14 protein-coding genes are annotated in these 14,198 nt (G+C 62.9%); 8 read left to right on the forward strand and 6 right to left on the reverse strand.

The window, feature by feature from the left end; translation table 11 throughout:
* Positions 1–299 precede the first annotated feature (299 nt).
* Positions 300–2,093 carry an acyl-CoA dehydrogenase C-terminal domain-containing protein gene (locus ACODTW_RS25300; protein WP_488948917.1) on the forward strand — a complete coding sequence of 598 codons (1,794 nt, stop codon included), beginning with the start codon at positions 300–302 and terminating at the stop codon, positions 2,091–2,093.
* 102 nt (positions 2,094–2,195) lie between these two features.
* On the opposite strand, the gene ACODTW_RS25305 is transcribed toward ACODTW_RS25300, so the two are convergent.
* Positions 2,196–2,567 (reverse strand): hypothetical protein, encoded by a 372-nt coding sequence (locus ACODTW_RS25305; RefSeq protein ID WP_488948918.1) that lies wholly within the window; start codon positions 2,565–2,567, stop codon positions 2,196–2,198.
* Between the two features lie 165 nt (positions 2,568–2,732).
* Positions 2,733–3,536, reverse strand: coding sequence for a DUF2189 domain-containing protein (locus tag ACODTW_RS25310; protein ID WP_488948919.1), 804 nt, complete (start codon positions 3,534–3,536; stop codon positions 2,733–2,735).
* Between the two features lie 292 nt (positions 3,537–3,828).
* Between ACODTW_RS25310 and ACODTW_RS25315 the strand changes: the two genes are divergently transcribed.
* The 3 genes from ACODTW_RS25315 (at position 3,829) to gstA (ending at position 6,202) form a co-directional block, all read left to right on the forward strand.
* On the forward strand, positions 3,829–4,692 hold the full coding sequence (locus ACODTW_RS25315; protein WP_488948920.1) for an MBL fold metallo-hydrolase: 864 nt from the start codon (positions 3,829–3,831) through the stop codon (positions 4,690–4,692).
* An 18-nt stretch (positions 4,693–4,710) separates the two neighbouring features.
* A complete protein-coding gene (locus ACODTW_RS25320) occupies positions 4,711–5,472 on the forward strand; it encodes a sulfite exporter TauE/SafE family protein (protein ID WP_488948921.1) in 762 nt (253 codons plus the stop codon).
* Positions 5,473–5,593: 121 nt separating this feature from the next.
* On the forward strand, positions 5,594–6,202 hold the full coding sequence (gene gstA / locus ACODTW_RS25325; protein ID WP_488948922.1) for a glutathione transferase GstA: 609 nt from the start codon (positions 5,594–5,596) through the stop codon (positions 6,200–6,202).
* A gap of 49 nt (positions 6,203–6,251) precedes the next feature.
* On the opposite strand, the gene ACODTW_RS25330 is transcribed toward gstA, so the two are convergent.
* The 4 genes from ACODTW_RS25330 to ACODTW_RS25345 form a co-directional block, all read right to left on the reverse strand.
* The gene (locus tag ACODTW_RS25330; RefSeq protein WP_488948923.1) at positions 6,252–6,995 is read right to left on the reverse strand and encodes an arginyltransferase; all 744 of its coding nucleotides are present in this window, start codon (positions 6,993–6,995) and stop codon (positions 6,252–6,254) included.
* 20 nt (positions 6,996–7,015) lie between these two features.
* The gene (locus tag ACODTW_RS25335; protein ID WP_488948924.1) at positions 7,016–7,987 is read right to left on the reverse strand and encodes an alpha-E domain-containing protein; all 972 of its coding nucleotides are present in this window, start codon (positions 7,985–7,987) and stop codon (positions 7,016–7,018) included.
* A 14-nt stretch (positions 7,988–8,001) separates the two neighbouring features.
* Positions 8,002–9,552, reverse strand: a complete 1,551-nt coding sequence (locus tag ACODTW_RS25340) for a circularly permuted type 2 ATP-grasp protein (protein WP_488948925.1) — start codon at positions 9,550–9,552, stop codon at positions 8,002–8,004.
* A gap of 188 nt (positions 9,553–9,740) precedes the next feature.
* Positions 9,741–10,901 (reverse strand): flagellar motor protein MotB, encoded by a 1,161-nt coding sequence (locus ACODTW_RS25345; protein ID WP_488948926.1) that lies wholly within the window; start codon positions 10,899–10,901, stop codon positions 9,741–9,743.
* A gap of 199 nt (positions 10,902–11,100) precedes the next feature.
* Here ACODTW_RS25345 and ACODTW_RS25350 point away from each other — a divergent pair, with 199 nt between their 5' ends.
* From ACODTW_RS25350 to ACODTW_RS25365, 4 genes are all read left to right on the forward strand, one after another.
* A complete protein-coding gene (locus ACODTW_RS25350) occupies positions 11,101–11,580 on the forward strand; it encodes a flavin reductase family protein (protein ID WP_488948927.1) in 480 nt (159 codons plus the stop codon).
* A 104-nt stretch (positions 11,581–11,684) separates the two neighbouring features.
* A complete protein-coding gene (locus ACODTW_RS25355; RefSeq protein WP_488948928.1) occupies positions 11,685–12,533 on the forward strand; it encodes an alpha/beta fold hydrolase in 849 nt (282 codons plus the stop codon).
* Positions 12,533–13,525: a YheT family hydrolase gene (locus ACODTW_RS25360; protein ID WP_488948929.1), complete on the forward strand. Its 993-nt coding sequence runs from the start codon at positions 12,533–12,535 to the stop codon at positions 13,523–13,525. Before ACODTW_RS25355 ends, ACODTW_RS25360 begins: the two co-directional genes overlap by 1 nt.
* 52 nt (positions 13,526–13,577) lie before the next feature.
* The gene (locus ACODTW_RS25365; RefSeq protein ID WP_488948930.1) at positions 13,578–14,177 is read left to right on the forward strand and encodes a hypothetical protein; all 600 of its coding nucleotides are present in this window, start codon (positions 13,578–13,580) and stop codon (positions 14,175–14,177) included.
* Positions 14,178–14,198: the final 21 nt, after the last annotated feature.

A 14,198-nucleotide genomic window follows, 5' to 3' on the forward strand; every position in this document is an offset into this window, starting at 1 on the left:
CCGCAGATGGCTCTTACCTGCCTTCCCCGCGAAAGCGGGGATCCAGGGGCCACAAGCCCGACCGTTTGGACCGGCCGCCCCTGGACCCCCGCTTTCGCGGGGGAAGCACGTTGGTGCTTGTTTATTCGCTGCAACATCCCCCCCCTTGTGATGTTGCACCTGGTTTCACTTCGTATCCGTCCACCCTATCGACGCCCCGAGGTGCCCCATCTGCCGATATGTCTGAATCCGCAATGTCGGTGCCGGTCATATGGGGGGATGGCGGTCTGCCGCGGTAGCGGTCCACACGGAGAATTCCCATGCCCGTCTACAAGGCCCCGCTCGAAGATATCTCCTTCGTGCTGAACGACGTCCTGAATGCCGAACAGCTTTCCAAGCTGCCGGGTTTCGAGGACGCGACCCCCGACCTGATCTCGTCCGTTCTCGAAGAAGCCGCCAAGCTGTGCGAGAACGTGTTGCAGCCCCTGAACCGCTCGGGTCACGAGGAAGGCTGCCATTACGAAAACGGCGTGGTGCGCACGCCCAAGGGCTTCAAGGAAGCCTATGAGACCTATCGCGAAGGCGGCTGGCAGGGTCTGGCCTTCGATCCCGATTATGGCGGGCAGGGCCTGCCGCACACGGTCGGCTTCGTGCTTGAAGAACTGATGTGTTCGTCCAACATGGCCTTCGCCATGTATCCGGGCCTGACCCATGGCGCCATGAACGCCATCCGGGCGCATGCCAGCGACGAGCTGAAGGCCCGGTACCTGCCCAAGATGGTCTCTTCCGAATGGTCCGGCACCATGTGCCTGACGGAGCCGCATTGCGGCACCGATCTGGGCCTGATGAAGACCAAGGCCGTTCCGGACGAGGATGGCAGCTACAAGATCACCGGCACCAAGATTTTCATCTCCGCCGGTGAGCATGACCTGACCAGCAACATCATCCATCTGGTGCTGGCCAAGCTGCCCGACGCCCCGCCGGGCATCAAGGGCATCAGCCTGTTCCTGGTGCCGAAGTTCCTGCCCAACGAGGATAACGAGCCCGGTGTGCGCAACGGCGTGATGTGCGGTTCCATCGAACATAAGATGGGCATCATGGCCAACGCCACCTGCGTCATGAATTTCGACGACGCCAAGGGCTGGCTGGTGGGCGAGCCGCACAAGGGCATGCGCGCCATGTTCACCATGATGAACAGCGCCCGTCTGGGCGTGGGCATGCAGGGTCTGGGCGTGGCTGCCGTCGCCTATCAGAACGCCGTGGCCTATGCCAAGGACCGTATCCAGGGCCGTTCGCTGTCGGGCACCAAGGCCCCGGACAAGGCCGCAGATCCCATCATCGTCCATCCCGACGTGCGCAAGAACCTGATGCAGGCCAAGGCCTTCACCGAGGGCGCCCGCGCACTGGGCTACTGGGTCGGCATGATGATCGATCTGGTGGAAAAGCACCCGGACCCGGTGGTCCGTCAGGAAGCCGACGATTTCGTGGCCCTGCTGACCCCCGTCGTGAAGGCCTACTTCACCGACATGGGGTACGAGGTCGCCACCAACAGCCAGCAGATGTATGGCGGTCATGGCTATATCCGTGAATGGGGCATGGAACAGTTCGTGCGCGATGCCCGCATCGCCATGATCTATGAAGGCGCCAACGGCATTCAGGCGCTGGATCTGGTCGGCCGCAAGCTGCCGCAGAATCTGGGCCGCCTGCTGCGCCGCTTCTTCCATCCGATGCAGGCGGAGCTGGAGCAGAGCCAGGAGAACCCGGCCCTGCTGGAATTCGTCATCCCCGTCGCCAAGGCCTTCGGCAAATTGCAGCAGGCGACGGCCGTTGTCGCCCAGAAGGGCATGGCGCGGCCCGACGAGGCGGGTGCCGCTTCCACCGACTATCTGCGCATCTTCGGCCTGGTGGCTGTCGGCTGGATGTGGCTGAAGATGGTGAAGGTGGCGCAGGCCAAGCTGGCCGAAGGGGCCGACGGCAAGGAAGCCTTCTTCGACGCCAAGATCAAGACGGCCCGCTTCTTTGTCGAGAAGATGCTGCCGGAGGTGGATTTCCGCTTCAAGAGCTTGATGTCCGGTGCCAAGTCCATGATGGACCTGGACGTCGAGCAGTTCTGATCCCGGGTGCCGGTCTGAACGTCAAAGGCCGTCGGATTGCTCCGGCGGCCTTTTCCTTTTCCAGCATTGGGACCCTGGGACAGGGCCCGCGCCGGGCCCGTATCACTCATACTCGGCCCAGGTGCTGTCCTTTTTGCGGTCATAGAAAATGCTGATGGTGGACACTTCACAGAGATTGAAGCTGTCCCACTCGGCGGCTTCACCATCGTCATAAACGACCCGCAGGTCCCATTTGCAGGCCTTTTCGGACCGGTGGAAGTCGATATCCACTTTCTGGCCGTCATCCAGTTCGTCCTGGCCCAGCACATCCTCCTCCCATGTCGCCGCCTTGGACGGGGAGACATAGACCTCCGAGATGGTGTAGCCGGTGCGGTTCTTCAGGGTAAAGTTCTGCTTGCCCTCTGCCGCGGCAGGCAAGGCAGCGACAAGACTGCTGAGGCCAAGTCCAATAAGCAGGCCCACGATCTTTTTCATCTAATCCCCCACATGGCACGAGCGAATTCTTCGCCTGTGCACGTTTTCACAGGTGTGGGTGGATTGCAAGCTATCTAAAATATTGAATTTATTAGATAATTATAGGTGGGTCTGACCGTCTCCCGGTCCCGCCTGTCCGAAAGGCGGGGCCGGGAGGCGGCAAATTCAATCTGCCACTGTCCGTCGATACAGGTGCCACGTCGCATGGCCCAGGATCGGCATTACCAGCGCCAGCCCCACGAACAATGGCAGGCTGCCCAGCAGCAGCAGGCCGGCGACGATGAGGCCCCATACCGCCATGGTGATGGGGTTGTGCCACACAGCGCGGATGGAGGTTGTAACGGCATCGATGATGCCGTTACGCCGATGCAGCATCATGGGGAATGACACCACCGTCAGCGTCAGCACAAGCGTCGCGAAGCCCAGACCGACGACATTGCCGATGACGATCATGCGCCACCCTTCTGCGGTCCCCAGCAGGCTGGCGATGAATTCCACGATGGTGGCGTGGGGACGGGACGCCAGGGTGGCCATGTAAATCTGCTCCGCGACTGCCAGCCACAGGATGAACAGAGCCAGCAGCAGCACACCCAGCCAGACCATCGCCCCCAGGGCGGGTGAGTGACGAACATCCAGTGCGTTGCGCCAGGTGACCGCCACCCCCAATTCCCGTTGCCGGCTAAGCTCGTACATGCCCAGCGCTGCCATCGGCCCCATGATGGAGATGCCTGCCAGTGCCGGATAAAGCAGTGGGAACAGATCGGCCCGCGCGGCGGCGGCCGCCGCCACACCCCCGACCAGGGGATAGATCAGCCCAAGGAAGAAAAGCTGCGTCGGTGCGGCCAGGAAATCCTGCACACCGAGCGACAGCGCCTGCATCAGATCGGCAATGCCGATCCGACGGATGTCCGGCATGCCGGTGGAATGGGTATGGGCTGCCGCCGGGCCGGCGGCCATTGGATATGCCATTATATCGACCTCCCATCAGGCCGGTCACGACCGCACCCTTGCGGCACCGGCAATAACGGCCCGGCCTGTCACCTGCCGAATCAGGCGACGCAATGGCGTTTTCGGTTGGCAATTATTATCGGCCGAACCAAGTGCGGCAAATGATAGCAGACTGCCCGGATGATGCACCGGGGAAATGATGGGATCACCCAAAAGACAGGCTTGATCATGCAGCTTGTATATTCGTATCTTCAGATATATAAATATTAAAGAGGCATCCGGCTATGGTGGGCCGATCTGGAGGGTGATGGTCATGAATCCGATCGTGATTCCTTTTTTTGACGAGGCAACTTTCACCGCCAGCTTCATCGTCCGTGATCCAGGCTCTGCGGCGGCGGCGATCATTGATCCGGTCCTGGATTTCGATCCGCGCAACGGTCGCACCTCCACCCGCTCGGCTGATGCAATGATAGCCCGCGTTCGGCAGGACGGGCTGCGTGTGGAATGGGTTCTGGACACACATGTCCATGCCGACCATCTGTCGGCCCTGTCCTATATCAAGGGCGAGGTGGGCGGGCGGACTGGCATCGGGGCAGGGGTAACCCGGGTGCAGCAGACCTTCAAACCCATCTTCGGTCTGGGGTCCGGATTCACCACCGACGGCCGGCAGTTCGATCATCTGTTTGCCGATGAAGAGGCCTTAACGATCGGCACCCTGTCGGCCCGGGCCCTGGCGACGCCGGGTCATACGCCGGCCGACATGACCTATCTGGTCGGGGATGCGGCCTTTGTCGGTGATACGCTGTTCATGCCCGATTATGGTACGGCCCGGGCCGACTTTCCGGGCGGCAATGCGGCCATCTTGTACCGGTCGATCCGGCGCATCCTGGATTTGCCCGCGCAGACCCGTGTTTTTGTCGGCCATGATTACAAGGCGCCGGGGCGGGATCATTTCGCCTGGGAGACCAGTGTTGCGGCACAACGCGCCAGCAATGTGCATGTCCATGATGGTGTGGACGAGGCAGCGTTCGTGACGATGCGGCAGAAGCGCGATTCCGGCCTGTCCGCCCCCAATCTGCTGATCCCGTCAATTCAGGTGAATATGCGAGCGGGCGCCTTGCCCCCCGCTGGGTCGGACGGCCGGACCTATCTGACATATCCCATCAATGTTCTCTGACCTGGACAGGGGGCGTGCATGCTGGTCTGGATCCTGTCGATCCTGTCTGGAGCCTTGATCGGCTTTGTCCTGGCCGTTGTCGGGGGTGGCGGGTCGATTCTGGCCGTGCCCTTGCTGCTTTATGTCGTTGGCATCCGTGACCCCCATGTCGCCATTGGTACAGCCGCCCTCGCGGTGGCGGCCAACGCCTTCGTCAACCTGTTCCAGCATGCGCGGCGTGGTTCGGTGAAATGGCCCTGTGCCGTGGTCTTCGCGCTGTCGGGGGTGGCGGGTGCCAGCATCGGCGCCGCCGCGGGACGGGCCATGGATGGGGGGCGTCTGATCGCCCTGTTCGCGCTGGTCATGCTGCTGGTCGGCGTCCTGATGGTGCGGCGGCGCCACGATGATGGTGATCCCACGGTTCACCTTGACCGGCGGATGGCCCCGAAACTGCTGCTGCTGGGTTTTGTCAGCGGGGCCGCTTCCGGCTTTTTTGGCATAGGGGGTGGCTTTCTCATCGTTCCCGGTCTGGCGCTGGGCACGGGCATGGCGATGCTGAACGCGATTGCCAGTTCCTTGCTGTCCGTCGGGGCCTTCGGCCTGACCACGGCTGTCAGTTATGCCCTTCACGGCCTGGTGGACTGGCCGGTGGCGGGGATGTTCATTCTGGGTGGGGTGGCGGGCGGTACGCTGGGGCTGCGCGTGGCCGGGCACCTGGCGACCCGCAAGGGGGTCTTAAACCGGGGGTTCGCCGGCCTGCTGTTTGTCACGGCCGCCTATATGCTCTGGCGTGGGGTGTGACGGTCCACACAGTGGAGCCCGCGTGCACATCGCTATACAAGATGCCGCGTTCTGCATCATGCTGCCGGCCGTGGTTCGCCGCGGGACGGCGGATATGCCCACCATTTCCGGAAGAGACCCCATGAAGCTTTATTACAAGGCCGGCGCCTGCTCGCTTGCATCCCACATCGTGCTGCGTGAAGCGGGCCTTGAACCCGATATCGAGGCGGTGGATCTGGCGACCCACAAGACCGCCGGTGGCGTCGATTTCTATACGATCAATTCCAAGGGCTATATCCCGGCCCTGCTGCTGGACGGCGGCGAGGTGCTGACCGAGGGTGTGGCCATCATGCAGTATGTGGCCGACCTTTATCCGGCCGCCGGTCTGGCGCCGGCCGCCGGAACGCTGGCCCGCGCGCGCCTTTACGAGGCGCTGAACTTCATCGCCACTGAACTGCACAAGGGCTTCAGCCCGTTGTTCAACCCGGCGCTGGACGATGCGTCCAAGGAACGCAGCATCGCCAATCTGAAGCGCCGCCTGGATCAGGTGGAAGGGGATCTGGCCGATGGCCGCGCCTATCTGCTGGGGGCGGACTTCAGCGTGGCCGATGCCTATCTGTTCACGGTTCTGGGCTGGACGGGCTTTGTCGGGATTGATCTTGCCGGCTGGCCCAAGCTGTCGGCCTTCCGTGCCAGGATGGCCGCACGCCCGGCGGTTCAGGCCGCGCTGAAGGCCGAAGGGCTGATCTGACAGCACGGTGACGGGACGGGGCTGACCTTTATCGTCGGCCCCGCCCGGATCACGCCTTCTCCGCCGGAATCTGCAACGGTGCCCAGCCCTCGCGGCCAAGCGCCTCCAGCGGTTGGAAATTGGCCTTGTATTCCATCTTGCGGCTGCCTTCGATCCAGTAGCCGAGGTAGAGATAGGGCAGGCCTTCCTGCCGACAGCGCTCGATCATCGACAGGATCAGGTGCGTTCCCAGGCTGCGCCGCGGCAGGTCGGGGTCATAAAAGCTGTAGACGGCGGAATAACCGTCATCCAGCCGATCGACCAGCATGGCCCCCTTCAGCTTGCCATCCGGCATCCGCGTTTCAGCCACGAAGGTGTTGACCCGCCCCTCATCGACCATGGCGGCGAAGTCCGCCGGGGTCATGCGGTTCATGTCGCTGTCGCTATGCCGCGCGTCCTGATACAGCGCGAACAACTGGAACTGCTCCATGCTGGCTTCCGCGGGTACCAGGGTCAGCGACAAATCCGTGTTCGCGCGGAGTATGCGCCGGTTGGCCCGGTTCGGCTGGAACTGATCCACAGGCACGCGGACCGGAATGCAGGCCTGACAGGCCGGGCAGACCGGCCGATAAACGATATCATGGCTGCGGCGGAACCCGGCCCGCGACAGGGTGGAGTTCACCTCCACCGCCTGTGGGCCGACCAGCCGCGTAAACAGTTTCCTCTCCACCCGGCCCAGCAGGTAAGGGCAGGGCATGGGGCCGGAGCGGAAGAACTGCTGCAATGGTCGGTGCAGGGGCGGAATGACGCTCATATAGCCATCAAGGGCAGGGATCAGGCGGACAGAGTACCTGTTTGGTCGACCATGAAAAAGGCCTGAGCGATATCATTGGACAGGTTGGAGAAATTTATCTGCAAATTGTCCAGATATTCGTGCAGACCCACCGCAATGACGGACTGGATGGTCTGGCTCGCCAGATCGCTGCGCAACTCATCGGACCGTTCCAAGGGCAAGGTTCCGCGGCGCAACCTGTATTTGCTGTTCAGCCGGTTCAACAGGCTGTCCACCTCCCGCATGCAGACCAGCACGGAACGGGGGAAATTGTCGTTGAACAGCAGGAAACCAGCCACGCCGGCCGGGGTCATGCCACGCGGATAGACACGACGGAAGGCGTGATAGCCGGCGGCCGACCGCAGCAGGCTGTTCCACTGGCTGATATCCAGCGGCGTGCCGACATCGCGCGGGCTGGGCAGCAGCGTGTGGTATTTGATGTCCAGCAGACGCGTCGTCTGGTCGGCCCGTTCAAGGTTGCGGCCCAGATTGTAGAAATGCCACCCCTGGTCCCGGAAGAAGGTGCCTTCGGTGATGCCGGTATGGGTCTGGCAGCTTTCCTTGATGGAGGCGCAAAGCCTTTGCAGATTGTGCTGCACCAGATCGGCCGGTTCCAGCGACAGCAGGCGGTTATAGAACATGTTCAGATGCGCCCACATCTCCGTGGAGATCAGGGGCCGCAGCTGCCGCGCGTTCTCCCGCGCCGCACTGATGGCGGCGATGATGGAGGTCGGGTTCTGCTGGTCCAGAACATAGAAGCTCAGGACATTCTTGGCCGACGCGGTGGGATATTGGTCAAAGAAGCGCTGTTCGTCTGCATTCAGGCGCAGGATCGGCAGCCAGTTGGTGGCCCCGAAACTGTCACGGGCGAAGGTTTCATGCACATCCAGGATGCGGGCCAGATTTTCGGCCCGTTCCATATAGCGGGCCATCCAGAAGATGCATTCGGCGTAACGGGCGAGGAGGGCAGCCATATCCGGTTCTCCCCTTACTGGCTCTGCGACTGGGACTGGGAATTGAACGGATCAATGTTGGCATCGGGCGACAATGCCTCCTCCTCCCCCGGTCCTTCGGTCAGGACCCAGGTGTCCTTCGACCCGCCGCCCTGACTGGAATTGACGATCAGCGTGCCCTTCTTCAGGGCCACGCGCGTCAGGCCGCCGGGCAGCACCCAGGTGTTCCGCGCCGTGATGGCGAAGGGACGCAGATCCACATGGCGCGGCTCGATCCCTTCCTCCGTCAGGGTGGGGCAGACCGACAGCGGCACCATGGGCTGGCTGATATAGTTGGCGGGATCCTCCAGCAGCTTGGCGCGGCAATCCTCCAGCTCGGCCTTGGTGGCCCGCGGACCGATGGTGATACCGTAACCGCCGGCCTCGCCCACAGGCTTCACCACCAGCTTGTCCAGATTATCCAGCGTGAATTTCAGCGCCTCGGGCTCGCGACAGATGTGCGTCTCGACATTGGGGATGATGGCGTCTTCGCCCAGGTAATATTTGATCATGCGCGGGACATAGGCATAGACAGCCTTGTCGTCGGCCACGCCCGTGCCGATGGCATTGGCCAGCGCCACATTGCCCTTGCGATAGGCTTCGAAGATGCCCGGCACGCCCAGCAGGCTGTCGGAATTGAAGGCCAGCGGGTCCAGGAAATCGTCGCCGATGCGGCGATAGATGCTGTCCACGCGGCGCAGGCCGCCTGTGGTCTTCATATAGACCTTGTCGTCGATGACGGTCAGGTCGCGGCCTTCAACCAGCGGCACGCCCATCTCGCGCGCCAGGAAGATATGTTCGAAATAGGCGGAGTTGTAAGCGCCAGGAGACAGCAGCACGACCTGCGGGTCATAGCCATCTTCGTCCGGACGCGGCGGGGCGATCTCGCTCATCGCCTCCAGCAGCTTGGCGCCATAATTCTCCACGCTGCGCAGGCCGATATCGCCCATCAGGTCTGGAAAGGCGCGCAGCATCATATGGCGGTTTTCCACCACATAGGACACGCCCGACGGCACGCGGCCATTATCTTCCAGCACGCGGAACGTGCCTTCATGGTCGCGGACCAGATCGACGCCGGCGATATGGATATAGGTCTGAAAGGGCAGGTCGATGCCCTGCATCTGCGGCCGGTAATTGGAATTACCCAATACCAGTTCCGCCGGGATGATCCCGTCCTTCAGCACTTTCTGGTCGTGATAGATATCGTGCAGGAACATGTTCAGCGCCGCGATGCGCTGCTGCACGCCCTTTTCCAGATGCGCCCATTCCTTGGCGGAGATGATGCGGGGAATGACGTCGAAGGGCAGAATGCGGTCAACGGCCTTGGCATCGCTGTACACCAGGAACGTGATGCCCAGATTGTACAGCTCACGCTCCGCGTCGGATGCGCGTCTTCTCAGATCGTCGTAATCGAGTTGTCGAAGCCGGTCTTTCACGGCTTCGGTGTGGAATGCCGGTTTGCTGGCGATGCCGAACAGCTCATCATAGAAGCCATTGGCATCATAGGACGACAACAGGTCGTCAACGCCTTTTCCAGACCCGCTCAACAGAGCCCCCTGCGCCCTTCGTGCCATGCGATCCATTGTCGAGGGCGATGCCGACAAAGGTTTCGTTTCGCATCCGCACAATCGAGACTATCAGATCAAATGCGTTTGAACAGGGGACTTTGATATTTGATGACCGGTATTTTTGGTACCGGTATTTGTCCGGTGCCAGCTGTGGCGCGGACGCCGCATTACCGCGTCAGGCCGACAGCCGGGGCAGGGGCGACACTGGATCGGGGAGCCGGTGGCGGTGGCGGTGCGGCGTTGGCACCGCCGCCAGACGCCGGCGACGCGGGTGCATTGCCGGCCGGCGCCCCCAACAGGGGATTTTCGCGGAGCAGCACGATGGAAATGCGCCGGTTGCGCGGGGAGTTCGGCTCGTCCTTGAAAAGATGATCGCGGTCGGCTTTGCCCACCACCGTTTCGAACCGGTTGTCGGGTACGCCCGTGGCCTCCAGCGCGCGGCGGCTGGCATTCGCGCGGTCGGTCGACAATTCCCAGTTGGTGTAGGATGCACCGCTGCCAAAGGGAATGCTGTCTGTGTGACCGCTGACCGACAGCTTGTTGGGCAGCTTTGATACGACCTGCGCCACCTGTGACATCAGCTGGGCCGTCTGCGGCAGCATCTTGGCGCTGCCCGACGGGAACATGGAATAGCCTTCCTGGTCGACCAGCTGGATGCGCAGGCCTTCCGGCGTCCTGTCGATGATCAGGTTCTGGGCCAGATCGCGCAGTTCGGGAATTTGCTGGATGGCTTGGCGCAGTTCCGCCTCCGCCTTGGCGAACTGCGCATCCTCGTGCTTGGCCAACGCTTCACGCAACTCCCCTTCATCGACCTTGCCATCCTTGTTCTTGTCGGCGGCTTCCTTCTCCCCCGCCTTTTCAAGCATGGCCAGACCGTTGACCGTGTCGCCGCGGAACCAGCCGCCGGGCTTGTCGCCGGCCCCCTTTCCGGTACTTTCCTTTTCCGTCGGGCGGCCGCTGGAACTGTCCTGCATGTCGTCCGTCTGTTCCTGGGAATTGGCGGCGGCCGGCATGGTGGGGGTGGGGACCGTCACGCCGGGCGGGCTGCTGGCATTGACCATGGCGCCATCCACGCGGATGGTCTGACCGCCCAGCACCCCGCCGGACCCGCTGGTCTGCTTCGACGCGCTGGCCGGGCTGAAATAATCGGCGATTCCCATCTTCTGTTCGGCGGTGGTCACGTTCAACAGCCACAGCAGCAGGAAGAAAGCCATCATCGCGGTCACGAAGTCGGCATACGCCACCTTCCAGGCGCCGCCATGGTGCCCTTCGGCGCTCTTGTTGATCTTCTTGATGATGATCGGGGCTTTTTCTTCCGCACTTGCCACGGCGACAATCCGTTCCGTTGCCAAATCGCCGGAGTGTAGCAAGTGCGGCTCCACGCGCAAATGGTCAAACACCCCTTCCGATGGACGCCGGCACAATGCCGACAGGCGATGGCGGGGGCCTACACGGCCTTGCGTCCCCGGTGCGGGTCGGGTAACCGATAGAGCCGACCGGGCAGCAGACGATGGGAGCCGACGCAGCATGACGTTCGACCAGCGCGCCTTTCGCGACACTTTGGGATGCTTTGCCACGGGCGTCTGCATCGTGTCGGCCAGTGGCCGCGACGGCCGGCCGGTGGGGCTGACGGTGAACTCCTTCACCTCGGTGTCGCTGGACCCGCCGCTGGTGCTGTTCTGCATCGACAATCGTTCGGAAAGCTTGGGAGCGTTCGTTGACAGCAGCGGGTTCTCCGTTGCCGTTCTGGGCGCAGAACAGAAGGTGCTGTCGCATACCTTTGCTGCCGTTCCACCGCAAAACCGCTGGGACGGCGTTGCTGCCGAAACCTGGGACAGCGGGGCCCCCATCATCCCCGACGCGCTGGCCACCATGGATTGCGCCCGCCATGCCACCTATGACGGCGGCGATCACACGATCCTGGTTGGTCGTGTCCTGCGGTTTCGCCGCCGCGAGGGGGAGCCGCTGCTTTATTTCCGTGGCGGCTATGCCAGCCTCCGTGGCTGAACCGTGCATGCAAGCACAGACATGAACCACTGTTCAGGTTTACGGTCGTCCGCTCGGCATGCTAAGCAGGAATTCCGCAATCATCAGCCGGAGCGCGCCGCCGAATGAGTTTCTTTGTCGATAAATCCTGCCAGGGCCTGTCGGCGACCGGATTCCATCGCATCGCGTATCGTGAGTGGGGAAGCGGTCCGCGCACCATCGTCTGCGTCCACGGGCTGACCCGCAACGGCCGGGATTTCGACATGCTGGCGGCCGATCTGGCGGAAAGGCTGGATGCGCGGGTCATCTGCCCGGACGTGGTGGGACGCGGGCGCAGCGGCCGGCTGGCCAACCCCGACCATTACGGCTATTCGCAATATCTGGCCGACATGGCTGTGCTGCTGGCGCGGCTGGATGTGGAACAGGTTGATTGGGTCGGCACCTCCATGGGGGGGCTGATCGGTATGATGCTGGCTGCCCAGCCGAACAGCCCGTTGCGCCGGCTGGTCGTCAACGATGTCGGCCCCTTTGTGCCCAAAGTGGCGTTGGAACGGATCGGGGATTATGTCGGGCTGGATCCCGTTTTCCCGGATCTTGCGGCCGTCGAGACCTATATGCGCTCGCATTATGCCGGGTTCGGGGCGTTGACCGACACCCAGTGGCGGCACATGGCGGAAACCAGCGCCGACCGCCAGGCCGATGGCTGTTATCGTCTGGCTTATGATCCCGGGATCTCCCGCATCTTCAAGACCAGTGCCATCGGCGATGTCGATCTGTGGCCGCTATGGTCGCTGATCCGCCAGCCCACCCTGGTGGTGCGTGGCGCCAAGTCGGATTTGCTGATGGCCGATACGGCAGAGCGGATGACGAAGGAGGGGCCGCGGGCCCGCCTCTACCTGGTGCCCGATGCCGGTCATGCGCCGGCGCTGATGGCGGAAGATCAGATCGCCGCCGTGCGGGAATTCCTGGCCTGATGTCGGGCAGGCGTCATCCGCCGGCTCCCTTGGATCTACCCCCCTTCCGGCAACGGTTCCCCTGGATCGGGCGGCATCTGCAGACGGTGCGCAACACGATCGCCAAGCCGTCGCTGCCACTGCCGGCCGCCACGGAAATGTGCTTTCCCATGGACGATGGCAGCGGCGATTGCCTGTTGGCAGCGCTCAACCGGCCGGAAGTTGCGTCGGCATCCGATGAACCCCTGGCCGTGCTGCTGCATGGTCTGACGGGCAGCCAGGATAGTTTCTATGTCCGGGCGACGACACGGTTGTTGCTGGACCGCGGCCATCCCGTGCTGCGCCTGAACCTGCGCGGCGCCGGGCCTTCGGCCGGGACCTGCACCCGCCGCTATCATGCCGGGCGGACGGGCGATATCCGCGCCGTGCTGGCGGGGCTTCCGCCGGACCTGGCGGCCAATGGTGTCATCATCGTCGGCTGGTCGCTGGGCGGCAACTGTGCCCTGAAATTTCTGGGCGAGGGAGATTTCCCTGTGCCTGTCATTGCCGGGGCCGCCATTTCCGCGCCCATCGACCTGGCCGCCAGCAGCCGCCTGTTCGGGGCACCGGGCAATCGGCTGTACCATAACCGTCTGCTGGGTCAGATGAAGGACGACATGGTCACCAACCGCGCCCGCGTCGGTGACCGTTGGGCCGATGCGGCGTTGGCGGCGGTCGATCTCTGGGATTTTGACGACAAGGTGGTGGCACCCTGGAACGGATGGTCCGGTGCGCCCGAATATTACGCCATCAATTCGGCCCTGGGTTTTCTGACACGCATCCGCGTGCCCACCCTGGTCGTACATGCGCTGGACGATCCGTGGATTCCGCCGGATGCCTACCGCCAGTTTGACTGGTCCGCCAATCCCTGGATTTTACCGGCCATCAGCCCCCATGGCGGTCATGTCGGCTTCCATGGCATCGGGGGCATGTGGGCTGATCGTTGCCTGGACGCTTTCCTGGCGCGGCTGTAACAGGATTGTCATCCGCCATCTTTAGGCTGGCCCCAAAGGGCCGGAGGGACGGATGCGTGCGATCGGGATGGGCTTGTTGGTCGTTGCGATGCTGGCAACATTGGGCAGGGCACAGACCAACCCGACACAGCAACCCGTCGACCCCAGGCTTAACGCCTGGCTGACCGAAACGCCCGTGACCCTGCTGGATTGGGGCATGCTGCGGCTGGACCGGGAACTGCGGCAGGCAGCAGGCGCCCTGGATATCCGCGATGGCAAGGATGGACCGGTGAAGATCGGTACGCTGTACCGGCCCGCCGACCGGCGCGTTCTGGCCTATCTGTCCATGGCCATGCCAGCCCGCATGCGCAATCTGGCGCAATGCAGGGAGATTTACGGCCTGCTGCGTGACCATCTGCTGACCGGTGCGCCGGCCGGGATGACGGGGGCCGCATGGTATCTGCAACGCATCTTCGGATCAGACACGCGTGGACCCGGCGGCAACCGTCCCGAACCGTTCGGGGAAATGCTGGCCGGGATGGTCCTGCTTGAGGTGACGCTGCGGGTGCCGGAGGCCGACGCCTTCGGCAACGGCCCGCCCAAGATCACCTGTGCGGGCCGCCTTGATCAGGACCAGGCGGATGATGTCCCGCTCTGGAAGCCAAGAAACTAACCTAACAACAATGAGTTGAAG

The organism is Niveispirillum sp. FG148 (assembly GCF_057809655.1).

Excerpts from the sequence above, each read along its gene's own strand:
- ACODTW_RS25300 (WP_488948917.1), top strand. The coding sequence starts at position 300 with ATGCCCGTCTACAAGGCCCCGCTCGAAGATATCTCCTTCGTGCTGAAC.
- ACODTW_RS25305 (WP_488948918.1), bottom strand. The coding sequence starts at position 2,567 with ATGAAAAAGATCGTGGGCCTGCTTATTGGACTTGGCCTCAGCAGTCTT.
- ACODTW_RS25310 (WP_488948919.1), bottom strand. The coding sequence starts at position 3,536 with ATGGCATATCCAATGGCCGCCGGCCCGGCGGCAGCCCATACCCATTCC.
- ACODTW_RS25315 (WP_488948920.1), top strand. The coding sequence starts at position 3,829 with ATGAATCCGATCGTGATTCCTTTTTTTGACGAGGCAACTTTCACCGCC.
- ACODTW_RS25320 (WP_488948921.1), top strand. The coding sequence starts at position 4,711 with ATGCTGGTCTGGATCCTGTCGATCCTGTCTGGAGCCTTGATCGGCTTT.
- gstA (WP_488948922.1), top strand. The coding sequence starts at position 5,594 with ATGAAGCTTTATTACAAGGCCGGCGCCTGCTCGCTTGCATCCCACATC.
- ACODTW_RS25330 (WP_488948923.1), bottom strand. The coding sequence starts at position 6,995 with ATGAGCGTCATTCCGCCCCTGCACCGACCATTGCAGCAGTTCTTCCGC.
- ACODTW_RS25335 (WP_488948924.1), bottom strand. The coding sequence starts at position 7,987 with ATGGCTGCCCTCCTCGCCCGTTACGCCGAATGCATCTTCTGGATGGCC.
- ACODTW_RS25350 (WP_488948927.1), top strand. The coding sequence starts at position 11,101 with ATGACGTTCGACCAGCGCGCCTTTCGCGACACTTTGGGATGCTTTGCC.
- ACODTW_RS25355 (WP_488948928.1), top strand. The coding sequence starts at position 11,685 with ATGAGTTTCTTTGTCGATAAATCCTGCCAGGGCCTGTCGGCGACCGGA.
- ACODTW_RS25360 (WP_488948929.1), top strand. The coding sequence starts at position 12,533 with ATGTCGGGCAGGCGTCATCCGCCGGCTCCCTTGGATCTACCCCCCTTC.
- ACODTW_RS25365 (WP_488948930.1), top strand. The coding sequence starts at position 13,578 with ATGCGTGCGATCGGGATGGGCTTGTTGGTCGTTGCGATGCTGGCAACA.